Genomic DNA, 22,864 nt, shown 5'->3' on the forward strand with positions numbered 1-22,864 from the left:
GTGACGACTTTTTATGAATGCATCAAATTTCAAATCTCAAAAGGCCAGATTGCCGGGGGTCCTCGGAAAGGGGATGACGTCGCGGATGTTGGAGAGGCCGGTCACGAACTGGATCAACCGCTCGAATCCGAGGCCGAACCCCGCATGGGGGACCGATCCGAATTTCCTGAGATCCAGGTACCACCAGTAATCATCTGCCCTGAGCCCGGCCCCCTGGATCCTCTCCAAAAGCGTGTCATGGTCGTCCTCACGCTGACTCCCGCCGATGATCTCGCCGATCTTGGGCACCAGCACATCCATGGCCCGGACCGTCTTTCCATCCGGGTTCACCTTCATGTAAAAGGCCTTGATCTCTTTGGGGTAATCGATGAGCACCACCGGCCCTTTGATCACCTTTTCGCAGAGATACCGCTCATGTTCGGACTGCAGATCGACACCCCATTCCACGGGGAACTCGAATGTCCCCGTCGCCCTCTTCAGGATATCGATCCCCTCCGTGTAGGTCATCACCTCAAAATCCTGCGACACCAGGCCTTCCAGGGTTCCGATCACCGACGAATCAACAAAACGGTTGAAAAAGGCCATGTCTTCCTCGCTGGTATTCAGAACCGAGGCAAAGATCTCCTTGAGAAACGCCACGGCCAGCTCGATGTTCCCCTCCAGATCACAAAAGGCCATCTCCGGTTCCACCATCCAGAATTCGGACAGGTGGCGCGAGGTATTGGAGTTCTCGGCCCTGAACGTGGGACCGAATGTATATACATCTCCCATGGCCAGGGCATAAATCTCCGCCTCCAGCTGACCGCTGACCGTCAGGTTGGCCGGGGCCCCGAAGAAATCCCTGGAAAAATCTATGGCCCCGTCTTTTTCAGGCGCACGGTTCAGTTCAAAGGTGGTGACCTTGAACATCTCGCCGGCACCCTCGCAGTCACTCCCCGTAATAATCGGAGTATGGAGATAGATGAAGCCCCTGTCCTGAAAAAAGGTGTGAATCGCATGGGCCATGGCGTTTCTCACCCTGGCCACTGCACCAAAGGTATTGGTCCTGGGTCTCAGGTGGGCGATGGTTCGAAGAAATTCAAAAGAATGCCGCTTTTTCTGAAGGGGATAAACATCCGGATCGGCCCATCCCATCACCCGGATCGATTCGGCCTTCAATTCCACCTTCTGACCCTTGCCGGGCGATTCGGACAGGGTCCCCTGCGCCTTTATCGAGCAGCCGGTCTGCAGCTTGAGGACCTCGCCCTCATAGTTGTCCAGTCCCTGGTCCGCGATGATCTGCAGACCGGAGAGGCAGGACCCGTCGTTGATCTCCACAAAGGAGAATCCGCCCTTGGAGTCCCTTCGGGTCCTGACCCAGCCCATCACGGTATATCGGCCCCCGATCTGACCGGATCGGAGCACCTCGGCGATCCTCGTCCGTTTCAATTCATCCCACCTCGCTTTTTTCTCTACCCTTCCTTTTTCTCGAATTCGGCCATGAACGCCACCAGGGCCTTCACCCCATCGACGGCCGTGGCATTGTAGATGGAGGCCCGGCATCCTCCCACGGAACGGTGTCCCTTCAACCCCCCCAATCCCGCTTTTTGGGCGTCGGCGACAAATTTTTTCTCCAGATCCTCGCTCGGAAGCCGGAAGGTCACATTCATCAAAGAGCGGCTGTCCTTATCCGCAGTCCCCCGATAAAAAGGAGATGCATCAATGAAATTATAGATGATGTCGCCCTTGTTCCGGTTGATCGCCGCCATCTTTTCAAGGCCCCCGATGGTCTCTTCGAGCCATTTCAGGACCAGGGCGACGATATAGATCACCACACAGGAGGGTGTATTGAACATGGAGTTCTTTTCCGCGAACGTCGTGTATTTGAGCATGGTGGGAATCTTTTTGGGCGTTCGCTCCAACATGTCTTTTCGGATAATCACCATGGCCGATCCCGCGGGTCCGATGTTCTTCTGGGCCCCTGCATAGATCAGCCCGAATGGCCGGGCGTCAAAGGGCCGGCTCATAAAATCCGAAGACATGTCGCAAACCAGCGGCACGTCGCCCGCGTCCGGGAATCGGGACCACTGGGTCCCCTTAATGGTGTTATTGGAGGTAAAATGGAGATATGAAGCGTCCCGGTCCACCGCAAATTCCCTGGGGATATATGAAAACCCCTTGTCCTCGGAAGAGGCGATGACACGGACGTCCTTTTCCTGGATCTCCGCTTCCTTGATGGCCTTGGTGGACCACGTCCCCGTGTTGATATAATCCACCGGCCTGTCACCTACGGAGAGGTTCATCGGTATCATGCAGAACTGGAGGCTGGCCCCCCCCTGGATAAAGAGGACCTCAAACGCATCGCCCAGGCCGAGGAGCCTTCCGGTCCTTTCGACGGCCTCGGCAATGACGTCGTCGAACCACTTGGAACGATGACTCACCTCCAGGATGGACATCCCGGAACCCTTGTAATCAAGGAGTTCCGACTGGAATTCTTCCAAAACCGGCAAAGGCAGGGCAGCCGGACCTGCGTTAAAATTATGAATTCTCTTCCCCATATGTCACTTCTCCTCCCGAGGCGGCCTTATGGGCCGCAATTAATCCCGCCATGCGGGACTCACACAAATCCGCCCCGGAGAAACACCGGCAAAAGAGGTTTCCCAGGACGTATAAAGGCACACGAAGACCAGAGATCGGAAGGCGGAAGTCAGGAGTCTTGAGTCAGGAGTCCGCGATCAGCAACCAGAGCCGGCATCGCAATCATTGCAGTCACCCATTCCTCAATTCCTAAATCCCTCAATTCCTCAATCTCTGAATCCCTCAATCCCTGATCTTGTCGAGCATCGTCTTGACGATCTCCAGACTTTCCCTGTCTTTCTCGTAAGGGGGCCGTCCATTCAGGTCGGCTTCGATGATCTCATCGCGATACGGCATGAAGCCCAGAAATTCAAAATCGGGCATTTCTTTCAAAAGGAATTCCTTGTCCTTTTCCGATCGGATCTTGTTCCCGACAAAGTTCAGCTTTCCGATGCCGATATCGCCGGCCAGTCTCCGCACCTGCTGGGCCGTCTCGATACTCCGCCGCCCAGGCTCCACGACCACGATGAGTCTGTCCACGTTCATGGCCGTCCCTCTTCCCAGATGCTCGAGACCCGCCTCCATGTCCAGGACCACCGCCTCGTCCCGCGACAGCACGATATGGCCGATGAGCCTCTTGAGAAGTGCACTTTCCGGGCAAATGCACCCGGCGCCCCCGGTTTTCACGCCGCCCATGACCATGACCTTGACCCCGTCTATCTCGATGGAGAGCTTCTCGGGCAAATCGCTGACCTTGGGATTCAGCTTAAAAAAAGATCCCATGGTCCCCACCTTGGCCTCGGTCCTCTCTTCGATCAGCTCCTTCATCTGAGAAATGGGGACAATTTCATCGCTGTTCTTGATACCCAGTGCCTGGGCCAGGTTGGCGTCCGGGTCGGCATCGATCGCCAATACCTTTCTCCCTTCATCGGCCAGTGCCCTGATGAGAAAAGAGGCAAAGGTCGTCTTCCCGACGCCCCCTTTTCCGCTCACCGCAATCTTCATAACATCTCCCTTCCAAAAAAAACGCCCTCACCGGAAAGACTTTTCCCAATGAGGGCCATATTTGTTCCAGTCTGGGTACGTCCCGCTACACCGCATCTTTCAGGGCCTTGCCCGGTACGAATTTGGGCACCCTTTTTGCCTTGATCTTGATGGGCTCTCTGGTCCGAGGGTTGATGCCTTTTCTCGCCTTTCGCTTGTCTACCCTGAAGGTCCCGAACCCGATCAGCGTCACTTTCTGTTTCTTTTTCAGGGCATTGGTGATACTTGAAAAGACACAATCTACTGCTGCCTGGGCCTCCTTCTTGCTGCTGGTAACCTTGGCCACCTCATTGACTAAATCCCCCTTGTTCATATTACTCCCTCCTTCCTTTTGAAGTGGTTAATAAAAGAACGCACCTTTCGGTCAATGCCGCTGTCCAACATCTTTAACATCTTCGAATCGATACGCTTCTGGGTGACTTCAGCACCCTTGCTCCTTTATCTGCTTGTCATATGTTCAAAAGAAATCAAAAGAATATCGGGGGGATCCCTATTTAGCTGATCCGGGCCGTCCACAGGCAGTCTACCCATGAAGGACTGTGCTGATCGGATCCTGTTTTTTTGAAATTCCGTGAAGGATATTTCATATGCCAAACCCTGTCAAGTATTTATATGCCCGACCCGCACAAATTGAAGAACCCTGCAGTCCCACCCGGGCAGCGGCCACGGAATCGGCCCTGTGCCGGCAACTTCTCTTCAACCTGCGGAGAAATGGGTGTCTTACCGGGTGAGACCCTGGTGGCAGCCGTTGGTCTTGGGCTTCCGATAAAGCACATCACAGGATCCCCGCGGGTCGGCGCCATACTTTCAGGTGGCTAAAATCTTTCCATTTTTGTGATTTTCCAGCAATGGTGCATCCTGGCCCGTTTTTCGAAATCCGGCGGCAGCGTGGCCTTTGAAAGGTCTTCCATCCTGAATCCTTTCAGCCCCTCCACATCCATCTTGAATTTTTGGTAGTTGGTGGAAAAGAGGATAATCCCGTCGTGTTGCAGAATTCTTGCCGCAGACCGGATCAGATTCACATGATCCTTCTGCACATCCAGAACAGGCTGTCGTCCCTTTGAATTCGAGAAGGTCGGCGGATCCAAAAAAATGAGACCATAGGCGCCTTTTTCACGGCTGAGCCAGGTCGAGACATCGGCCTGATCAAAAAAATGCCGGTCCGACCCGATGTTGTTCAGGGCCAGGTTCCGCCGTGCCCAGTCCAGATACACCCTCGAGGTATCCACCGATGTCGTGGACTTTGCGCCCCCCTTGGCTGCATAGACGGTTGCCGTTCCGGTATAGCAGAACAGATTGAGGAATCGCCTGCTCCCTGCCAGTTCCCTGATCAGGGCGCGGGTCTTCCGCTGGTCCAGGAAGAGGCCGGTGTCGATGTAGTCGGTAAAATTAACCAGAAACCGGCAATCGTTTTCTTCCACCTCGTGGAAGACCCCGTGATTTTCCTGTCTGGAATACTGGGCCTTGCCTCTCTGCCGGCGCCGCACCTTGAGGAAGACATTTCCTTCGGGGACCCCAAGAACCTCCGGGACCACGGCCAGCACCCGGCCCAGCCGGGCCTCGGCCTTTTCAGGGTCCACCGTGTCAGGGGCTCTATACTCCTGGACGTGCACCCATTTTCCGTAGATGTCCACGGCAACCGCATACTCGGGGAGATCCTGATCGTACACCCTGAAACAGGTGATGTTTTCCTTTCTGAACCGCTTCCCCAGCCGCTTCAGATTCTTTCGCATCCGGTTGGCGAACATCTCCGCGCCCGGGCCCGGCGGCATCCGGGATTTGGCAGTCACCTGCCGGAGCATGCGATGTTCCGTATTCACAAACCACTCCGGTTCGACACGGAAATTGAGGAGCTTGCATTCAAGCGGCCCGTTGTACAGGGAATACTTCTTTTCCGCCCTCAGCCCCATCTCCTTTCCCAATTCCACATTCCCGGTCAACAGGCTGACCCGCCAGCCGCTGAAATGGGTCTTGAGACGCGTGCCGAGGGCTTTATAGAGCGACCTCAATTCAGTGATCTCTCCGAGCCGCTCTCCATAGGGAGGGTTGATGACCACCAGCCCCGGCGTTTTTTTCATGGCGGGGTGCGGAACCAGGACGGCAAGATCCTTTTTTTCCACATGAACGGCACCCCGCAACCCGGCGTTTTCCACATTGGCGAGAGCGCTCTTTACGGCCTTTGGATCGGCATCGTATCCCACCAGGGGGGGGAGTTTCCTAAGGCCAGCGGCCCTTCTTTCCCGGGCCTCGTCAACGAGTCTTTCCCAGATCCCGGGCTGGTGCCCCTTCCACTTCAAGAAGCCGAAGTAATCCCTCAGAAGACCGGGGGCCACATCCGCAGCCATCAGGGCCGCCTCGATCGGGAGGGTTCCGGAACCGGTCATCGGATCCATCAGGCCTCCGCCCCTTGCCGCGATTTCCGGCCATCCGGCGCGCATGAGGATGGCGGCCGCCAGATTCTCTTTAAGGGGCGCCGCCCCCCCCTCATTCCGGTATCCCCGTTTGTGCAGGCTCTCTCCTGAGAGATCGATGCTCAGGACGGCCTCATCCCTCAATAAATAGACATTCAGCCGGATATCGGGCCTGGAGAGGTCCACCGACGGCCGTATTCCGAACTGCTCCCGGAACTGATCCACCACGGCGTCCTTTGCCTTCAACGCCCCGTAACGGCTGTGATGAATCTGGGAGAGGGATGAGCTCAAATCCACGGCAAGGGAGCCGTCCGGTTCGAGATGTTCACCCCAGGGGATATTTCGCACCCCGTCGTACAAGGCCTCCGGGGTCTCGGCCTGAAACCGCGCGAGCGGCAGGAGCACCCGGTTGGCGGTGCGCAGCCACAGGCAGGCCCGATAACCTGTCTCCAGGTCTCCCTGGAAAAAGGCGCCGGATCGCGAGGCCTTTACCCCGTCCGCCCCGAGGCCCTTGAGTTCATCCACAAGGAGGGGCTCTATCCCTTTGGGGGCAACGGCAAAAAATGTATAAAATGCATTCATAAAAACCCGAAGTCGAGGGATTGCAGATCCCGTGATCCCTTATGAATACCCGGCATCCGCTGTCTCAACCCGGTCCATTTCCGGTCATGGATACGGCATTGCCTGGGGGGACCCCAAAACATTAACTTGAAAGCTGTTGACATTGCGTCTATCTTCAGTATTGTCAACAGCCGTCATTTGAACATGTTCCGCAGGGAAAGACAAGGGAATCAGGAGATGACAATGAATATCGGATTCGTACAGTTTGCCCCGGTCCTCGGCGACGCCGGCGCCACCATGGAGAAACTGGACCGTCTCCTCTACGGTTCAGAGAGGGCGGATATGATCGTTCTCCCCGAACTCTGCAACTCGGGGTATCATTTTGCAGATCGGGATCAGGCCTGGGACACCTCCGAAGAGGTGGAACAGAGCCCTTTCATCACCTATCTGACATCCAAATGCAAAGAGGCCGATCTTTTCATTGTGTCGGGATTTAATGAAAGATCAGGGAATCATCTCTACAACTCTGCCGTGCTGGTGGGGCCTGAGGGCTATGTGGGGAGATATCGGAAGGCCCATCTCTTCATGAATGAAAAAGACTATTTTCTTCCTGGTGACGAAGGGCTTCCGGTATTTGATACAGGGAAGTTCCGGATCGGAATGCTCGTCTGTTTTGACTGGATCTTCCCGGAGGTATGGCGGATTCTGGCCCTGAAAGGGGCTGACATCATCTGCCATCCCTCCAACCTGGTGCTGCCGGGATTGGCGCAGAGAGCGATCCCGCTCCATGCCATGACCAACCGGGTCTACATTGTCACTGCCAACCGGATCGGCACGGAAAGGGACCTCACATTCACGGGACATTCGGTGATTGCCGATCCCAAAGGAGAGGTTCTGATAGAGGGATCAGGGACAGGGGAAGAGAAATCAATCATCGAGATCGATCCTGCCCTGGCCAGAGAAAAGAGGATCACCCCCAGGAACCACCTCTTTGAAGACAGACGGCCTGAGCTGTATCAGGAACTGGTTCAATAGCCGTCAGGGAAAAGAAGAATCATCCATCCCCAACCTGGAGAACCATTGATGGAAGGACAAAATACCACGGATGCCACCCAAACAATCCTCGGTGATTACCGGCAGTATATCTTTCCCGCCGTCACCCCCTTTTACGGGGATCACCCCCTGATCGTGGACCGGGCCAAGGGCAGCGTCATCTGGGACACCGAAGGCAATTGCTATCTGGATTTTTTCGGCGGCGTACTCACGGTCTCGGTGGGACACTGCAATGAGGAGGTGACCGAGCGCACCATCCGGCAGATGAGAAGGGTCCAGCATACCTCCACCCTCTATATCAATGAGGCGATGGTCCGGGTCGCGCGCAAGATTGCCGATCTGACGCCGGGGAGGCTTCAGAAGTGCCTGTTTACCAACAGCGGCAGCGAGGCCAATGAGACCGCCATCATGGCCGCCAGGATGTACACCGGCAACAGAGAGGTGATTACCCTCAGGCACGCCTATGCAGGCCGCACCATGACCACCATGAGTCTTAGCGGACACGGCGCATGGCGTTTGGGCGGGGTCTTTGACAGCCATATCCGGCATGTGCGCGCCCCTTACACCTACCGGGCCCCGGTGGGACTGGATGAGAAGGGACTTGTGGATCTCTGCGTGCAGGATCTGGAGGAGACACTGGCCACCACCACCGACGGCAGGATCGCCGCATTCATGGCCGAGCCCATACAGGGCGTGGGCGGGTTCATCGTCATGCCCCGGGACTATTTCAAACAGATCCTCCCCCTGGTGCGGGAGGCGGGGGGCGTTTTCATCTGCGACGAGGTCCAGACCGGATGGGGCCGGACCGGAAAATACTTCTGCGGCATTGAACACTGGGGGGTCGATCCGGACATCATCACCTTTGCCAAGGGAACGGCCAACGGGTCCCCCATCGGCGTCACCATTGCCACGCCCGAAATCGCTGATGCGGTAAAGGGGCTTACCTTCGCCACCTTCGGGGGGAATCCCGTGACCATGACGGCCGCACTCGCCACCATCGATTATATCGAAAGGCATCGTCTCACTGAAAATGCCGAGGTTCAGGGCCGGCGTCTTCGAGACTGTCTGAACGCCCTCCGGATGAAACATTCTTTTGTGGGGGATGTCCGCGGGATGGGCCTTATGCAGGCCATGGAGATCGTTGAATCCCGCTGCAGCGGGAGCAAACGGCCGGACCCGGTCCGGACCGTTGACCTCATTAATGCCGCCCGCAAAAACGGTCTCCTTGTCGGAAAAGGGGGGCTCTGTAACAACGTCATCCGGATCGCGCCGCACCTGACGGTCACACAGGAAGAGATGGCGGATGGGTGCAGCCGGCTGTCCCGGGCCCTTGCGGACATCGATTCTTAAAGGGTTTACTCCTCGGATTTCGGCGTGTCCTGACGGATCTTTTTGGTCTGGGCCCGGCGGCGTTTTGAAGTCAGCCGGCGCTCCCTCGAGGCGAGGGTCGGTGCGGTCTTTCGCCGGCGTTTTGGGGGGAGGGCCGCCTCCTGGATGAGGCGGATCAATCGCTCCAGGGCATCCTGACGGTTCTGCTCCTGGGTCCGAAATCGACGGGCCTGAATGATCAGGACCCCGGCATCCGTCATCCGTTTTCCCGCCACCACAGCGAGACGCCTGCGAACATCTTGGGAAAGCGAAGGGGAATTGGCCGCATCAAACCGGAGTTGAACCGCGGTGGCGACTTTGTTGACATTCTGCCCCCCCGGGCCCGAGGCCCGGATAAAGGCCTCCTGGATCTCCTTTTCGTCAATGGCGATATCTTCTGTTATCTGAATCATTGACATGAAAATACACCCGGTGACGGTTATGGGTTATCTGTTATCGGGGGGCTGTTTGTAATTTTCCCTGGTAACCATTAACTGATAACGGATAACTCTCCCGTCTTCATCCCCAGGGGCGACGACCCTTTGCCATGAACATCTATTATAAAAACAGGTTCCAGGATTCAGAAATTGCCTGAAGAAAGCCCTCACTTCCCCTCTTTCCTGAATCCTGAGAATACCCAGTAGATTCCCCAGATCAAGGCCACAGGGCCCACGGCGATATAGAGAAAAACAATCCAGTGGCTGTTCCAGGGCTTTAGAAAAAATGCCGCAAGCACCGGCCACAACAGCGACGCCAGGATGGCAAACCGCATCCGTCCTGAAAGCGGCGGGCTCCCGTGGCGTTCTTGTGAGACCTGATCCGGCTTCCTGGACATGAGCCTGGGAAGCATGAAGATGCCCAGGAGGATCGCAACAATCAAGAGGATTTCCGTTATTCCGGACATCGCGGTTTTTTCCAGTGCAGGTGATTATTCTGTTTTCCGCTGACAGCGGGAGTCAGGAGAATACCTATCACAAAAATTATCGATGACGCAAGGAGTTCCATCGGGGAGCCCCCCGCATAGGGGGGGACGGGATGTCACCCCTCAGCAGGCTTGACGAACACCGTTGCCGGGCGTATAGTGCGCAAAAAAATGAGCGAGGTCACACGGATGATAAGAGGCTTTAACAACAAGACGCCCGGGATTGCGGCATCCGCGTTTATCAGCGAGGCCGCCTATATCGTGGGCGATGTGGAGATCGGAGAAGACTCCAACGTCTTCCCGGGAGCGGTGATACGAGGCGATTTCGGGAGGATTTCGATCGGCCGGAACACCTCTGTTGAAGATAACTGCGTGATTCATTCGGGCACCCCCTCCCCTGCCCTGGGCGACGTGGAGATCGGCGACAGGGTTCTTATCGGTCACGGCGCTGTCCTGAACTGCCGGAAAATCGGGAACAACGTCCTCATCGGCATGAACGCAACGATTCTTCACGACGCTGAGATCGGAGACTTTTGCATTATCGGCGCAGGCTGCCTGGTCGGCCAGGGGATGAAGATCCCGAACAGGTCTTTTGTGGTCGGCGTTCCAGGCAAGATCAAGGGTGCCCCGACGGAGCAGCAACTCTGGTGGGTGCAGGAGGGGTACAAGGAATATGCCGAACTCGCCCGGCAGTACCGGGAGGAGGGGCTATAGAGGGAGTTGGGATTTAAGGAATTAGGAATTTGGGAATTAAGGAATTTGGGAATTAAGGGATTAAAGGATGCTGAACCATGACAACGGGCGATACTGAGAAGATGAAAACCGATAGCGTATTTCTGTTCCCCCACTCTCGGCTGCCACTGGCTGCCAAAGACGCGATATTGTCTTCTTTTCAAACTTTGATTGTTTGCCGGCCATGGTATATGGAAGCCGCCGGCGACGCGGAAGACCACGACGGTCGTATCGACATCCTACATCCCCCTGAAGATCTGAAGCCCCCGAAGGATTTCATGAAACTCCTTGCCGAGTACCGGGTCTGGATGAGCCAGAACAGGGGATATACCCCCCGGCCTGTTGGGGTGGGCGAGGATGCTACATGGGAGATCAGACATACCCTTCGTCATAAGGGAAAGGATGTCCGCGAATCGGTCGAAGCACAGGCCCTCAAATGGCATCTCATTCTCCACCTGGAGCGGGAACTGGAAGCAAACCGGACGTCGGCAGATGAGATGCTGCTTCAAGTGAAGGCGGAAAAATCCCCGCTGGCAGAGGCCCTCGGCGAGGCGACCGCCCTAAACGGTTTTTTCGACGATCTCGCCCTTTCCGATTCGCTCCCCTCCATAGAGGAGCGCCACCTCAAACAGGTGCTGATCGCCTGGTTCGGCCTGTTCGGTCGCGTTGTTCCGCAAGACGGCATCCTCCTGACCATGACCCCCGACGTTTTCAATTATGCAGCAGAGCTTTTTGAAACCGGGCATCTCGGCCCATCTATGGAGGAGAGGGCGTCGTCTTTCCGAAAAGTAAAGCTGCCGGCCGCTTCAATCGATTCCCCCATGGAGAAAGATCCCTTGCGGGCGGGGCTTTCGGGAAAGACGCTGATTCTAATGAATGCATGAATGGCGGATAAAGAAGATTGAGATCCGTAAAAGGCGATCGATTCAGTAAGACGATGTTAATGGGCAGAGGTCCTGAACATGTTGCTGCTGGTCCTGGAAGGGGGCGGAATGCGCGCCGGGTTTGTCGCAGGTGCGCTCATGGCCCTGATGGACAAGCGCCTTACCGGCTTTGACGCGGCCCTGGCCGTTTCAGCCAGCGTGCCCACCCTGGCATATTTTGCTGCGGGCCAGCGCGAAGATATGGAGAAGGTATGGCGGAACGAACTCAACACCCCAAGACTGGTCTGTTACCGAAACATACCGACCGCCCCTTTTTCACCCTCTGTCAAAAGGCCGATTCTGGATATCGACTACCTGGTGTATGAGATCTTCAGGCATAGATTTCCCCTGAACCTGGATGCGGTGCTCTCCAACAGGATGTCCTGCCACTTTGCTGCAGCGCGGGTGCCTGAATGCGACTTGAGACTTTTTAACCCCATGGTCGGGGATATCTACACGCTTTTTAAAGCCTGTCTGGCAGTGCCGGGCTGCTATTCCGATGCGGTCCCAATGGATACGGGCGATTACGTAGACGGCGGCATGGCCCATCCGCTTCCGGTCAGGGCCATGCTGGGGCAGGGATTCGACAGGGTCTTGGTCATCCTGTCAAAGCCTCTCGATTTTGTGTGCTATCCGCCGAACCTGTTGGAGAGGGCCCTTTTCTGGCGGTATTTCAGAAAATACGATTGGCTGATGACCAAGATATGCGAGGCGGGCCGGGCCTACACTGAAGAGGTGTCCTTTCTGCGGGACCTCATTGCGCAGGACCCGCCCGGGGCCCTCATCATCTCCCCGGAGACGATGCCCCCGGCAAGATTCATTACACGCGACAGGAACAAGATCAACCGGACCATCGACATGGGGTACAGGGCCGTGGAGGCCCTTGAAGCCCCCATAAGGCGTTTTATGACCGGCCATGGGACAATGAGGGGTTGAGGATTGACCGAAGGCTGGAATATGGGGATTGTGAAATTTTGGGATTGGGGGCTTGGGAGTAAAAATGAATTTTAAACAACTCGCTGAGAATCTCGGACTGGAAGAGGATGAATATCTGGAGTTGGCCCGGCGCCTCATTCAAACCTGCAGATCGGACCTAACGAGAATTGAATCTGCCGCAAGAGACAGGAATGCAGGTGACATAGCGGGCTGGCCTCATTCCATAAAAGGGGCTGCGGGCAATCTCGGCCTGATGGAGATCCACGATCTGGCCGCACAAGGTGAACAGATTGTTCGAGACAATACCCTGGATCAGGTCCCCGGTTGTTTTGGGGCTGGAAACAGGGGTGAATTCCCTGGCAGTAATCGCGGGTATTTAAGGGAAGCCATTATCCGTCGTCATCCGTCTTCACCATGCGATCCATCCCATGACAACGATTGAAACCATATTCTTAGGCATTATCCAGGGTCTGACCGAATTTCTGCCTGTCAGCAGTTCGGGGCACCTGGTGGTAGGCAAGAATCTCCTTGGATTCAGGGAGCCCGAACTCCTGCTGGACACCGCCCTCCATTTCGGGACACTGGTGGCCGTGTGCATCTATTTTCGTTCGGACCTCCGGCAGATGATCCAAGCGGTGTGGCAATGGATCTTCAGAAGGGAACCTCCCCGCTCCGGATCCGGTCTTCACGCCAATCTCGCCCTTATGGTGATCGTCGGATCGATTCCCACCGCCATCATAGGCCTTGTATTCAAGGACCCCCTCGAACGCCTCTTCGGGTCGGTGACAACCGTCGGGGTGATGCTGGTGGTCACAGGAATCATTGTGGCCATTACCCGTTTCATTCCCGAGGCCCATGGAAAACGGGATCGCGTAAGCGTTCTCATTGCCCTGGCCATCGGCCTGGCCCAGGGCCTGGCCATCGTGCCGGGGATCTCCCGTTCAGGGGCAACCATCGTATGTGCCCTCCTCCTGGGGCTGAACAGAGACCTGGCCGGCCGCTTTTCCTTCCTCCTCTGCTTACCGGCGATTACAGGGGCGCTCCTCCTCCAGTTGGACATGGCTGCCGTCACCCGGGTGGGAGCCGTCCCGCTCATGGTGGGATTTCTGGTTTCGGCCGTGGTCGGTTTTCTGGCGTTGAAACTCCTTATGGGGATGGTCAGAAGGGGCCATTTTTACTATTTTGCCCCCTATTGCTGGGCCATAGGGATATTGACAATAGTGTTTGCGTGAGAACGGATCAATGACCCTCCCCAGAGAGCGATCTTCCTTTGATTATGTGATCCTGGCATCCAAGGGCTTCTGCATGGGGGCCGCGGATGTGGTGCCCGGCGTCTCAGGGGGCACCATGGCCTTCATCCTCGGGATCTACGAGGAACTCCTCCATGCCATTAAATCGTTTGACCTTCGAAGCCTGAGGCTCCTCCTGACCTTCAAGGTGAAGGCGTTTTTTGAGAGCATCTCGTGGAAATTTCTCCTGGCCCTGGGTTTCGGGATCCTCACTGCCATCTTTACCCTTGCCAGGCTCCTGGCCTGGCTTCTCCACAACACCCCGGTGCTCATCTGGTCCTTTTTTTTGGGACTGATCCTGGCCTCTGTGGTGACCGTCAGCCGCCGCATCCGCACCTGGCATTTCCGTACATCGGTTTCGCTCACAACAGGCATGGTGGGCATCTATCTTCTGGTGGGTCTGGTGCCCGGCACCACCCCCGATGCCCCCTGGTTCCTCTTTCTCTCCGGGGCCGTGGCCATCTGCGCCATGATCCTCCCCGGCATCTCCGGGTCATTTATTCTGGTCCTCATGGGCAAGTATCAATATATCCTCGAGGCGGTCAACCAGAGGGATGTTCTCGTCCTCTTCATTGTGGCCGCAGGGGCCTGTGCGGGGATTGCGGCCTTCTCCCGCCTCCTGTCATGGCTCCTCCTCAGATATCATGATATGATGGTCGCGTTTCTGACCGGGCTCATGCTGGGCTCGCTGCGCAAGATCTGGCCCTGGAAGGAGACCGTCGAAAGTATAATGGACAGTCACGGAAACAGGGTTCCCATTGTTGACGCCAACATATTCCCCCCTCAACTCAACGGAGAGGTCTTTGCGGCCTTCGGTCTGATGGTCGCAGGATTTCTGGTGGTCTTCGTTCTGGACCGGATGGTGAGGCCCCCCCTCGATCGGAAATCCGCGGAAAAGAAACATCCCTGAAATCAGGAAAGATTGAAAATCGCCTATTGCCAACGAATTGGCCAGGTAATACAATAGAGGCGTCCGCTTTCCCCCTGCGCCGAAATCCTGTGGGGCCAACCCTCTTTGGAATAGAAAGGAGAAGCCGATGGGAGATTTTCATCAGGAAGGCATCATCACCACCTTACACAGCCTCTATGAGGCCTTTGATCCGGACATCTATCTGGAAAACCTTGAAAGAAAACTGGAGCGATACGCCCGGCATACCAGGATCAGCCTCCTGCTGCCCTCCCTCTACGCCGAGATAGAGAATCCCGAGGTGCTGGACCGGATCCTCGACGAGATTCAAGAGGTCCGCTATCTCCACAATGTTGTGGTCGCACTGGGGGGTGCATCCGAGGAATCCCGGTTCCAGAGGGCAAAGGAGTATTTCGGAAGACTTCGAACACCCGGGAGGGATGTCAAAATCATCTGGGTGGACGGGCCCCGCATCCAGCAGATTTTCCGGGATCTCCAGCAAAAAGAAATCTCGACCGGAATCGAGGGAAAGGGGCAGTCGGTCTGGGTCACCCTCGGCTATCTCATAGCCCGGGGGGATTCCGACGTGATCGCCCTCCACGACTGCGATATTGTCACCTATAATCGGATGCTCCTGGGTCGACTGATTGAACCCACCGCCAACCCCAACAGCGACTTTGAATTCTGCAAAGGCTATTATCCCCGTATTTCTCCCACGGAACAGATCATGAACGGTCGGGTAACAAGGCTGTTTGTGACCCCTTTCGTGGACGCCATGGCCCGGGTCATGCGCGAGCGGGGGATGGATGAGCTATGGCGTTTTTTCAGCTACCACCGGACCTTCAATTACCCTCTGGCCGGTGAGTTCAGCTTTACCGCCCAGCTGGCGCGGGGCATCAACATCGCCTATGACTGGGGATTGGAAGTCGCGACATTGTCAGAGGTCTATCACCGGCTTATCCCCAGCAAAATCGCCCAGATCGATCTGGCCCGAAACTATGAGCACAAGCACCAGGATCTTTCTCCTGACGATACCAGCCGGGGACTTCACCGGATGGTCGTGGACATCGCCAAATTCTATTTGAATTACATGCGTTCCCACGGCGTTTCCCTGGATGATGCCTTTGTGGATATGATATTGCATACCTATTATCAGAACGTCCTTGTGTTTATAAAGAACTACAGCGACGATGCCGAAGTAAACGACCTCCATTTCGATCGTCACCAGGAAGAACTCACGGCGCAATATTTCAGAGGTTTCCTGTGGACCGCCTGGGAGCAGAGCAGAGGGCCGCGGGAGAGTACCCTCCTCCCCTCCTGGAACAGGGTTTTTTACAGTCTTCCGGAAATCGATCGCATCCTGCTGGAAGCGGTCGAAGCCGACAATGCCTGAACTTGGCCGGGATACGGCAAAACCTAATGGATACATCGTTAAAGGTTCTGTTTCTTTCCTCTGAAGTGGTCCCCTTTGCCAAAACCGGGGGCCTGGCCGATGTGGCCGGCGCCCTCCCCCTGGCCCTGAAACGCCACGGGGTGGACGTGAGGGTGGCCATGCCGCTGTACCGCAAAGTCAGAGAGGGCCGTTTTCCCCTTGTCCCGGCCCTGGATACCCTGGAGGTGCCCCTCGGGCCGGACATACTCAAGGCCTCTGTAAAACAAGTGGAAATGGGAAATGAGGTTCCGGTCTACCTCATCGAACGGGAAGACCTCTATGACCGGCCGAATCTGTACGGAAACGCCTCAGGGGATTATTACGACAACCTGGAGCGATTCGCCTTTTTTTCCCATGCCGCTTTGGGAACCGCTGAAGCCCTCTCCTTCAAACCCGACGTGATCCATTGCCACGACTGGCAGACAGGGCTTGTCCCGGCCCTGGTTAAGGGACCCTACTGGGACCACCCGATGTTCTCGGGCATTCCTTCCGTGTTCACCATCCACAATATGGGATACCAGGGGATCTTTCCCCCCGGAAAGCTCCCGATGACCATGCTCTCCGGAACGGATTTTTTCCATATGGGAGGACTGGAATTCTGGGGGAACATCAGCCTGCTCAAGGCGGGCATTATGTATTCCGAGGCCGTGACCACGGTGAGCCCCACCTATGCCGGCGAAATCCAGACAAAGGAATATGGGATGGGGATGGAGGGAATCCTTCGCGACCGCGGCCACGCCCTCCACGGGGTTCTCAACGGGATCGACTACCGCATCTGGGACCCGTCCCATGATCAGCACCTCCCCGTCAACTACAGCCCTCAGGAAATGGCCGGAAAACGTCTCTGCAAGAACGCCCTGATAAAGGAGATGGGTCTGGAACCGTCTCTGGCAGACGCCCCCCTCCTGGGGATGATCTCCCGCCTGGATGCCCAGAAGGGACTCGACCTACTGGTGGAGATCCTGGACGATCTCCTCCGCCTGAACGTCGGGCTGGTGATCTTGGGTTCAGGCGATAAGGACATTCAAGAGGCCATCCTGGAAGCGGCCGGACGTCATCCCGGGCGGGTGGGACTCGAAATGGGATTCAACGAACCCCTCGCACACCGGATCATGGCCGGAGCCGACATATTTCTGATCCCGTCCCGGTACGAGCCCTGCGGCCTCACCCAGATGTATGCCCTGAAATACGGGACCGCACCGGTGGTGCGCGCAACCGGCGGGCTGGAGGATACCATCGTCTCTTTTGACAGGTCGTCCAAACATGGAAACGGGGTCAAGTTCGGCCTTTACAAGGCCGCTGCTTTCTTGAGCGCCATTCGAACGGCCATCGATCTGTACACGGATCCGGAGGATTGGAAAATACTCATGGCCAACGGGATGCAGGCGGACTTTTCATGGGACCGCTCAGCAAGGAGATACATCGAGATCTACCAATCCATCCGGAAACCCTGAAACGTAAGTGTGCCGCCCGATCACCTCTTTTTAACCTCTTCACCATGGCGCGTCGGTTACATGACATCCGTGAAAGAGGCTTAGCTTCCAAGCCTCGACTTCACGGTTTATCACCCCTCTTTTCAACGGTATTCGACCAGGGTCCGGAGATGTTTCTGTTGACATGTTCGACCTGACCGAATATGAAATCTTGAGACAAGCTTTCTTATCCGGCATCCTCCTTTCAACCCCAAAAAGAAAGAGGATCAACATGATCATCAGATATTCTAAACCCCCGTTATTCCAAAACTGTGGAGTACGGGGTGTTTTATTTTGTGGGCCGGGGGGTGAGATAAATGTGGATCCCATTGAAGGCGAGTTTTTCAACACAGAGGCGATCGCCAGCATAAGCGATGCGTTGGTGCGGGAAGCGATTCAGAATTGCCTGGATGCCTCGTTGGAAGAGGCCCGGTGACGGTGCGATTCAGCTTCAAGTCCGGGACCGAAAAAGCTGCGGAAAAGAATAAGCACCGTTACCTGTCTAGCCTCGGGACGCATCTTGAGGCCAAGCACTCGGGCCTGCAGAACCTTCCGTCTCCTGACGAGGCACCTGACTCTATCTTGATCGAGGATTTCGGTACGCGGGCGCTTCAAGGCGACATCTATCAGTTCGGCGACCTGAATGAAAACGAAAAAAGGAATATCTTTACAGTATGACCGGCGACCAGATCCTTCAATTGCTGCCCAGCGAATTCGACCGCTGGCGCAACGCGTAGGATATATTGCAACCCGTCTGCATGTGTTAAGAAACAAGGAGTCGTATGCCACAGATATTTGACAATATGAAAAAACAGCTCCTCTGCTTCAGGGGTTTGTGGGGAATGCTGGCCCCCAGATCGGGGGGACAGGCATGAGGCCACAATGTTATATCATTGCAGGACCCAACGGCGCAGGAAAAACAACGTTTGCCCTTGAATTTTTGCCGCGGTTTGTCCGATGCCTCAACTTCATCAACCCTGACCTCATTGCTCAGGGCATCTCGCCTCTCGATCCATCTCGTTCCATGACAAGGGCCGGCCGGCTGGTCTTGGAAGAGATTCGACGCAATGTGTCCCGTCGCGAAGATTTCGCATTTGAGACAACCCTGGCAGGCCGCACCTATTATCGGCAAATCAACGGGATGAAGGAAAGTGGATATGAAATACGAATATTTTACCTCTGGGTGCCAAATGTAGAACTGGCGCTCTCGCGCATACATGGGAGGGTTGAGGCCGGGGGGCATCCTGTTCCGGAAATAGATGTTCGACGTCGCTACAAAAGGAGCCTTGACAACCTGTTCCACATGTATCGGCAGTTGACAAGCAGCTTGTATTTCTTTGACAATTCCGGCGAGGCACCCATCATGATCTTTAAGGAAGAAGAAGGAGATATAGAAGTGTTCGATGAGAGCCGTTATCGAGAGATGCTGGGAGGGGCTATGCCATGACATCTCATGAATTCCCTATTGAGAAGCTCGGAGATATGGCCCTCACGGCCCTGCGCCAGGCTGTGGCCAGGGTGATGGAAGATCATCGGCGCCGGGGCAAACCGGTGGCCATCTGGAAAGACGGCCGTGTGGTCTGGAAAATCCCTGATCCTCAGGGCGAAGTCCAGGAGTCTCCTGGCCTTTATGAGCCAGGGGCCGCCCGCCATGATCCAGGTCAGAACAGCGCAGGCAGAAAAGGTTAGGCCCAGGAAATTCATTTATAGTGGTGAAAGGCATAAAGGCATGGACGTCGCTTGCAGGTCCGCCATCGGTCAACAACGTCAGGAAAATCACCATAGACACATTATGGGGCCAAGGGGCTCGTGAAGAGAGGTCTGGAAAACACGCAAAGGTGAAGAGTGACATGGGACCACCCCGACAGGGTGATAGAGCCGCCTTGAGAAGTCGATTCTCTCTCTGCGCGGCCAGAGGGTGATTCTCGATGCGGATCTCGCGGCCCTCTATGGCGTGACCACAAAAAGGCTCAATGAACAGGTGAGGCGAAACCGGGATCGATTTCCCGAGGATTTTATATTCCGTTTGGCCCCTGAGGAAAAGGCAGAGGTGGTCGCAAATTGCGACCACCTTTCGAGGATCAAATTCTCGGCTGTTTTGCCTGATGCATTTACAGAGCACGGGGCAATCATGGCAGCCAGTGTCCTCAACACCCCCAGGGCCATCCAGGCGAGTGTTTATGTTGTTCGCGCATTCGTGAGGCTGCGTGAAATGCTGGCAGGGCACAAAGAACTCGCCGTCAAACTTAATCAACTTGAGTCTCATCTCAAAGATCACGATGAACAGATTCAGATGATTTTCGATGCCATCCGGCAACTCATGGCGCCGCCCGATCCCCCGAGAAAACGGATAGGTTTTGAAGTCGATGAGCCGAAAGCGAGATATGGCAAAAAAGGTAAAGAGTGAACAGTTATATCTCTGAGGAAGCCCTTTCTTTCGGCAACCTGGTGGCCGGCCGAGTGCGCTTCGGCCTGATCCGCTATTTCACCCGCAAGGCCCAAGTGGCGGACTTTTCCAGCTTCGTGATTTTGGCGCCTTTAGGGGACGAAAAACGCATTTTTCTGAAAAAAAGTTCCTGCGCTGTGACCGTATATGACAATCGCCCATGTTAAGGTATTCTAACCAGGAGGCAGGGAGTCGGGGATCAGGAGTCAGGGGTCGGAGGTCAGAGAACCGAGGACAGATGGCGGAGGGTAGGTTGGGTAGAGCGGAGCGAAACCCAACAAACCGGGGACCAGTATCGGGTATCCAGTATCGAGTATTCAGCAACCAGAACATGTTGACTTTCATTAGGTTTTTTTATAAACGATAGGTGGTAATCATGCCAATCGCTCTTATTCTCCTTTCAACCCTGTGAGAGGAAAGAAAATTGGAAATGATCCCTGAACGCCGGGAAACCCCGTTACTCCATCAAAGGAGAACGGGGCTTTGTGTTTTTGCGGCCCACTCAAGAATTGAAAATGCGGATTTTGGAAAGTAAGTAATGTTGATGTTTTCCGAGAATAAAGAGAAATGGCAACCAATTCCCAAGTGGGCTCAATTCCTTATCAATTTTGGCTTTCAATGGCAGGAGGTTGGGCTGGGTTATAGGAGAATCGCACTTGTTTCGATGCCGTGTGACTCAGCAGCAGCCGGTTTGATTGCACTTGGCGCTCTCATAAGGGATTTAGGAAATCCGAAGGCTAATAACGTCGATGGCCATTATGATGCACTACTAAGATATGCTCAACAGTATCTGCAAAGCTGCCGCAATTGTCCCCAGCCCTGCAATCCCAAAAAAGCGAGATGTGGATATTCAGAAAGGGCAACAGGTTGGGTTCGAAATTGGCGTAATACGCCTGCTAAACGTTATATGATTTCTGAAAGGAGTAACATAGCAAAGAATGAGCTTTTCTATTCCATTGAAGATGGTACGTGGTGGCAGAATCGCACATATTCACTCGACTGGCAAATAGAAGGTGAACCTCCTCCTCAATTGGATGAGCAAGAAGGCGTCTTAAAAAGGGAAATATATACCAATATCATAGAATCAGCCCAATTGATTCCAGACAATCTTCGGCAATCGTTCTCTGGACTTTGCCTTGCCGGCCGTGTTGGTGGCAAAATCCCCACATACAGATCCATTGACTCAATCCGATTTCGTATTAATTCAGTTGAATATCCTCTTCCAACATTGCTCACCATTAAAGGTTGGTCCCATCTCGGCTCAATTTCCCGGATGTCCTTTTTTAACTCCAAAACCGAAAGCCTTGACCGTAAGGCACACGTAACATCTACAGTCGTTGTCGATGGAGACAAGTCTTTTGTCAAGGTATTGGGGTTGCCAAGTTTTCAGCGGAGTGACGTAATCGGTATATTTAGTCGCGTCTTAGAAAGAAATGACTTAGAGTCTGTGGGGCATAGAATCCAGGGATTGTACCAATGGTACGAAGACGATCAAAATGCAAATCACAGATTTTCCCCAGTACCCCGGGGGATTAGCGTAAGGATCTTAAGACGTAAAAGGAACTGATGGCAAAATCCGCTTCTACGGTTTTTGAATTTCTTGAGCGCAATGAAGATGTCTCTATCGACAGGCACGAGATAGCGTCCACGGCATTCAGCTCACTTCGGCGCTTTTTGCGGGGTATTATATTCGCCCTCAGTGATTCGGATGCGGAAGACGCAACTGATATTTCCTGCCGACTCCGTACGCTACTGAGTGAATGGCTTACGGTTCCAGTGCCTTTTGACCAATCAATAGGCCATGCTATTTTTTCCCTGTTTGGTGAACCTGAGAGAGTTGGTAGACAGTGGGGCAATGATATCCTGCACCTTTATAATTCTGCTTTGAATTGTGCCAAGGACTTGACACTTGCAGAAAATCCTGTACGGGAAAAACTTAAAGCTATCATTAACGAGGCCTGTGATCAAGGGTTATTGGTTAGAATCCACTGTCATCGCATGGCAAGACCACATTTTGAACCTCTATTTGAACTGGAGGGGGACTTATCTATAGATGATGACATATTTCTGCATAACTTACGGGACTACCGCAGGATTGAACCGTTTGATGTGCTGATCAAGGTTGGTGCGCTTAGAGCAAGGGGTTGGGGTTCTGTTCCAGATGCTATCCTAACAGCGCCGGTTTTCAAGAAACTTGTACAAATTGTATGGTCAGGCTGCAAGGATGAGGATGATTTTGGTTACGATCCGTGTGTCTCCGATATAGGGATTTCTGAAGAACCTGAGGTGCCGTCGCTGGGAAGATCAGTCCATCTGCTCAGTTCCGTCAAATTGAATAGACAGATTTTCCGATCCGGGGAAGATTTGAGCTGTTTTACTGGAGAAGAAGCAGATCAGGATGAGTTATATCTTTTCAGACAAATCGCCAAGAGAGAGTTAAGGCGGACTGCAACATTCCTTCAAGTTACTGAAGCCCATGGAATTTTCTACCGCCCGAACTCGAGAGTACTGAGTTTTGACCCCGACAAAACAGCACAACGTCCTATCGATAGTCGTATTCCCGGGGACACACTGATTGAAGGGCTTTTCTTGATTTTCCCCCTCGGCATCGAGATGGAAGCTGAAACTGCGAAAGCCGAACATGGGTATTACAGCAGAATATGGAAATCTAAGTTACCCCCTGTGTCAGAGTAGTTGTCGGATGAAGCAGGAGAGAAGTGGCGACACCCCCGTAGGTGAGCGTAGCGAACCGGAGGGGGTGTCGGAGGCGACCCGCCATCCCCATTTCTCCTCAATACGAACATGAAGCGGG

24 protein-coding genes are annotated in these 22,864 nt (G+C 54.6%); 17 read left to right on the top strand and 7 right to left on the bottom strand.

Annotated features, from left to right (window positions below):
- Positions 1 to 36: 36 nt before the first annotated feature.
- The 5 genes from asnS to rlmKL form a co-directional block, all read right to left on the bottom strand.
- Positions 37 to 1,428, bottom strand: a complete 1,392-nt coding sequence (gene asnS, locus K9N21_09485; GenBank protein MCF8144138.1) for an asparagine--tRNA ligase — start codon at positions 1,426 to 1,428, stop codon at positions 37 to 39.
- Between the two features lie 23 nt (positions 1,429 to 1,451).
- Positions 1,452 to 2,537 (bottom strand): 3-phosphoserine/phosphohydroxythreonine transaminase, encoded by a 1,086-nt coding sequence (gene serC / locus K9N21_09490; protein MCF8144139.1) that lies wholly within the window; start codon positions 2,535 to 2,537, stop codon positions 1,452 to 1,454.
- 262 nt (positions 2,538 to 2,799) lie between these two features.
- A complete protein-coding gene (locus K9N21_09495; GenBank protein MCF8144140.1) occupies positions 2,800 to 3,561 on the bottom strand; it encodes an AAA family ATPase in 762 nt (253 codons plus the stop codon).
- Between the two features lie 85 nt (positions 3,562 to 3,646).
- Entirely contained in the window at positions 3,647 to 3,913 is a 267-nt protein-coding gene (locus tag K9N21_09500) for an HU family DNA-binding protein (protein ID MCF8144141.1), read from the bottom strand.
- Positions 3,914 to 4,415: 502 nt separating this feature from the next.
- The gene (gene rlmKL / locus K9N21_09505) at positions 4,416 to 6,593 is read right to left on the bottom strand and encodes a bifunctional 23S rRNA (guanine(2069)-N(7))-methyltransferase RlmK/23S rRNA (guanine(2445)-N(2))-methyltransferase RlmL (protein MCF8144142.1); all 2,178 of its coding nucleotides are present in this window, start codon (positions 6,591 to 6,593) and stop codon (positions 4,416 to 4,418) included.
- 222 nt (positions 6,594 to 6,815) lie between these two features.
- Here rlmKL and K9N21_09510 point away from each other — a divergent pair, with 222 nt between their 5' ends.
- Together K9N21_09510 and K9N21_09515 are read left to right on the top strand one after the other, a co-directional pair.
- Complete coding sequence (locus K9N21_09510; protein MCF8144143.1) at positions 6,816 to 7,607, top strand: carbon-nitrogen hydrolase; 792 nt, start codon at positions 6,816 to 6,818, stop codon at positions 7,605 to 7,607.
- Between the two features lie 48 nt (positions 7,608 to 7,655).
- A complete protein-coding gene (locus tag K9N21_09515; GenBank protein MCF8144144.1) occupies positions 7,656 to 8,975 on the top strand; it encodes an aspartate aminotransferase family protein in 1,320 nt (439 codons plus the stop codon).
- 5 nt (positions 8,976 to 8,980) lie between these two features.
- Here the strand turns inward: K9N21_09515 and arfB are convergent, their stop codons facing one another.
- Together arfB and K9N21_09525 are read right to left on the bottom strand one after the other, a co-directional pair.
- Positions 8,981 to 9,406, bottom strand: a complete 426-nt coding sequence (arfB, locus tag K9N21_09520; GenBank protein ID MCF8144145.1) for an aminoacyl-tRNA hydrolase — start codon at positions 9,404 to 9,406, stop codon at positions 8,981 to 8,983.
- Between the two features lie 191 nt (positions 9,407 to 9,597).
- Complete coding sequence (locus K9N21_09525; protein ID MCF8144146.1) at positions 9,598 to 9,897, bottom strand: hypothetical protein; 300 nt, start codon at positions 9,895 to 9,897, stop codon at positions 9,598 to 9,600.
- 207 nt (positions 9,898 to 10,104) lie between these two features.
- Here K9N21_09525 and K9N21_09530 point away from each other — a divergent pair, with 207 nt between their 5' ends.
- The 15 genes from K9N21_09530 to K9N21_09600 all read left to right on the top strand — a co-directional run bounded on the left by K9N21_09530 (position 10,105) and on the right by K9N21_09600 (position 22,746).
- On the top strand, positions 10,105 to 10,629 hold the full coding sequence (locus K9N21_09530; protein MCF8144147.1) for a gamma carbonic anhydrase family protein: 525 nt from the start codon (positions 10,105 to 10,107) through the stop codon (positions 10,627 to 10,629).
- Between the two features lie 77 nt (positions 10,630 to 10,706).
- Positions 10,707 to 11,531 (top strand): hypothetical protein, encoded by an 825-nt coding sequence (locus tag K9N21_09535; protein ID MCF8144148.1) that lies wholly within the window; start codon positions 10,707 to 10,709, stop codon positions 11,529 to 11,531.
- A gap of 78 nt (positions 11,532 to 11,609) precedes the next feature.
- The gene (locus tag K9N21_09540; protein MCF8144149.1) at positions 11,610 to 12,506 is read left to right on the top strand and encodes a hypothetical protein; all 897 of its coding nucleotides are present in this window, start codon (positions 11,610 to 11,612) and stop codon (positions 12,504 to 12,506) included.
- 64 nt (positions 12,507 to 12,570) lie between these two features.
- Positions 12,571 to 12,948, top strand: coding sequence for an Hpt domain-containing protein (locus K9N21_09545; protein MCF8144150.1), 378 nt, complete (start codon positions 12,571 to 12,573; stop codon positions 12,946 to 12,948).
- Complete coding sequence (locus tag K9N21_09550) at positions 12,935 to 13,738, top strand: undecaprenyl-diphosphate phosphatase (protein MCF8144151.1); 804 nt, start codon at positions 12,935 to 12,937, stop codon at positions 13,736 to 13,738. The genes K9N21_09545 and K9N21_09550 overlap by 14 nt, the downstream gene beginning before the upstream one ends.
- 10 nt (positions 13,739 to 13,748) lie before the next feature.
- A complete protein-coding gene (locus K9N21_09555) occupies positions 13,749 to 14,705 on the top strand; it encodes a DUF368 domain-containing protein (protein MCF8144152.1) in 957 nt (318 codons plus the stop codon).
- A gap of 127 nt (positions 14,706 to 14,832) precedes the next feature.
- Positions 14,833 to 16,095: a glycosyl transferase gene (locus K9N21_09560; protein MCF8144153.1), complete on the top strand. Its 1,263-nt coding sequence runs from the start codon at positions 14,833 to 14,835 to the stop codon at positions 16,093 to 16,095.
- Positions 16,096 to 16,121: 26 nt separating this feature from the next.
- Positions 16,122 to 17,588 carry a glycogen synthase GlgA gene (gene glgA, locus K9N21_09565; GenBank protein MCF8144154.1) on the top strand — a complete coding sequence of 489 codons (1,467 nt, stop codon included), beginning with the start codon at positions 16,122 to 16,124 and terminating at the stop codon, positions 17,586 to 17,588.
- Positions 17,589 to 18,038: 450 nt separating this feature from the next.
- Complete coding sequence (locus K9N21_09570) at positions 18,039 to 18,284, top strand: hypothetical protein (protein ID MCF8144155.1); 246 nt, start codon at positions 18,039 to 18,041, stop codon at positions 18,282 to 18,284.
- A 193-nt stretch (positions 18,285 to 18,477) separates the two neighbouring features.
- Positions 18,478 to 19,053, top strand: a complete 576-nt coding sequence (locus K9N21_09575) for a zeta toxin family protein (GenBank protein ID MCF8144156.1) — start codon at positions 18,478 to 18,480, stop codon at positions 19,051 to 19,053.
- Positions 19,050 to 19,295 (top strand): hypothetical protein, encoded by a 246-nt coding sequence (locus K9N21_09580; protein ID MCF8144157.1) that lies wholly within the window; start codon positions 19,050 to 19,052, stop codon positions 19,293 to 19,295. Before K9N21_09575 ends, K9N21_09580 begins: the two co-directional genes overlap by 4 nt.
- A 205-nt stretch (positions 19,296 to 19,500) precedes the next feature.
- Positions 19,501 to 20,013, top strand: coding sequence for an ORF6N domain-containing protein (locus tag K9N21_09585; GenBank protein ID MCF8144158.1), 513 nt, complete (start codon positions 19,501 to 19,503; stop codon positions 20,011 to 20,013).
- The gene (locus K9N21_09590; GenBank protein ID MCF8144159.1) at positions 20,010 to 20,219 is read left to right on the top strand and encodes a hypothetical protein; all 210 of its coding nucleotides are present in this window, start codon (positions 20,010 to 20,012) and stop codon (positions 20,217 to 20,219) included. The genes K9N21_09585 and K9N21_09590 overlap by 4 nt, the downstream gene beginning before the upstream one ends.
- A gap of 371 nt (positions 20,220 to 20,590) precedes the next feature.
- Positions 20,591 to 21,619, top strand: coding sequence for a hypothetical protein (locus K9N21_09595; GenBank protein ID MCF8144160.1), 1,029 nt, complete (start codon positions 20,591 to 20,593; stop codon positions 21,617 to 21,619).
- Positions 21,619 to 22,746, top strand: coding sequence for a hypothetical protein (locus K9N21_09600; GenBank protein MCF8144161.1), 1,128 nt, complete (start codon positions 21,619 to 21,621; stop codon positions 22,744 to 22,746). Before K9N21_09595 ends, K9N21_09600 begins: the two co-directional genes overlap by 1 nt.
- Positions 22,747 to 22,864: the final 118 nt, after the last annotated feature.

Source organism: Deltaproteobacteria bacterium, assembly GCA_021737785.1.
Taxonomy (GTDB): domain Bacteria; phylum Desulfobacterota; class DSM-4660; order Desulfatiglandales; family Desulfatiglandaceae; genus AUK324.

What these genes read in the sequence shown, in the direction of transcription:
- K9N21_09500 (MCF8144141.1), bottom strand. Translation starts at nt 3,913, where the DNA reads ATGAACAAGGGGGATTTAGTCAATGAGGTGGCCAAGGTTACCAGCAGC.
- K9N21_09530 (MCF8144147.1), top strand. Translation starts at nt 10,105, where the DNA reads ATGATAAGAGGCTTTAACAACAAGACGCCCGGGATTGCGGCATCCGCG.
- serC (MCF8144139.1), bottom strand. Translation starts at nt 2,537, where the DNA reads ATGGGGAAGAGAATTCATAATTTTAACGCAGGTCCGGCTGCCCTGCCT.
- K9N21_09540 (MCF8144149.1), top strand. Translation starts at nt 11,610, where the DNA reads ATGTTGCTGCTGGTCCTGGAAGGGGGCGGAATGCGCGCCGGGTTTGTC.
- glgA (MCF8144154.1), top strand. Translation starts at nt 16,122, where the DNA reads ATGGATACATCGTTAAAGGTTCTGTTTCTTTCCTCTGAAGTGGTCCCC.
- K9N21_09545 (MCF8144150.1), top strand. Translation starts at nt 12,571, where the DNA reads ATGAATTTTAAACAACTCGCTGAGAATCTCGGACTGGAAGAGGATGAA.
- K9N21_09515 (MCF8144144.1), top strand. Translation starts at nt 7,656, where the DNA reads ATGGAAGGACAAAATACCACGGATGCCACCCAAACAATCCTCGGTGAT.
- K9N21_09510 (MCF8144143.1), top strand. Translation starts at nt 6,816, where the DNA reads ATGAATATCGGATTCGTACAGTTTGCCCCGGTCCTCGGCGACGCCGGC.
- K9N21_09580 (MCF8144157.1), top strand. Translation starts at nt 19,050, where the DNA reads ATGACATCTCATGAATTCCCTATTGAGAAGCTCGGAGATATGGCCCTC.
- K9N21_09555 (MCF8144152.1), top strand. Translation starts at nt 13,749, where the DNA reads ATGACCCTCCCCAGAGAGCGATCTTCCTTTGATTATGTGATCCTGGCA.
- K9N21_09575 (MCF8144156.1), top strand. Translation starts at nt 18,478, where the DNA reads ATGAGGCCACAATGTTATATCATTGCAGGACCCAACGGCGCAGGAAAA.
- K9N21_09495 (MCF8144140.1), bottom strand. Translation starts at nt 3,561, where the DNA reads ATGAAGATTGCGGTGAGCGGAAAAGGGGGCGTCGGGAAGACGACCTTT.
- K9N21_09595 (MCF8144160.1), top strand. Translation starts at nt 20,591, where the DNA reads ATGTTGATGTTTTCCGAGAATAAAGAGAAATGGCAACCAATTCCCAAG.
- K9N21_09525 (MCF8144146.1), bottom strand. Translation starts at nt 9,897, where the DNA reads ATGTCCGGAATAACGGAAATCCTCTTGATTGTTGCGATCCTCCTGGGC.
- K9N21_09550 (MCF8144151.1), top strand. Translation starts at nt 12,935, where the DNA reads ATGACAACGATTGAAACCATATTCTTAGGCATTATCCAGGGTCTGACC.
- arfB (MCF8144145.1), bottom strand. Translation starts at nt 9,406, where the DNA reads ATGATTCAGATAACAGAAGATATCGCCATTGACGAAAAGGAGATCCAG.
- K9N21_09535 (MCF8144148.1), top strand. Translation starts at nt 10,707, where the DNA reads ATGACAACGGGCGATACTGAGAAGATGAAAACCGATAGCGTATTTCTG.
- K9N21_09600 (MCF8144161.1), top strand. Translation starts at nt 21,619, where the DNA reads ATGGCAAAATCCGCTTCTACGGTTTTTGAATTTCTTGAGCGCAATGAA.
- K9N21_09560 (MCF8144153.1), top strand. Translation starts at nt 14,833, where the DNA reads ATGGGAGATTTTCATCAGGAAGGCATCATCACCACCTTACACAGCCTC.
- rlmKL (MCF8144142.1), bottom strand. Translation starts at nt 6,593, where the DNA reads ATGAATGCATTTTATACATTTTTTGCCGTTGCCCCCAAAGGGATAGAG.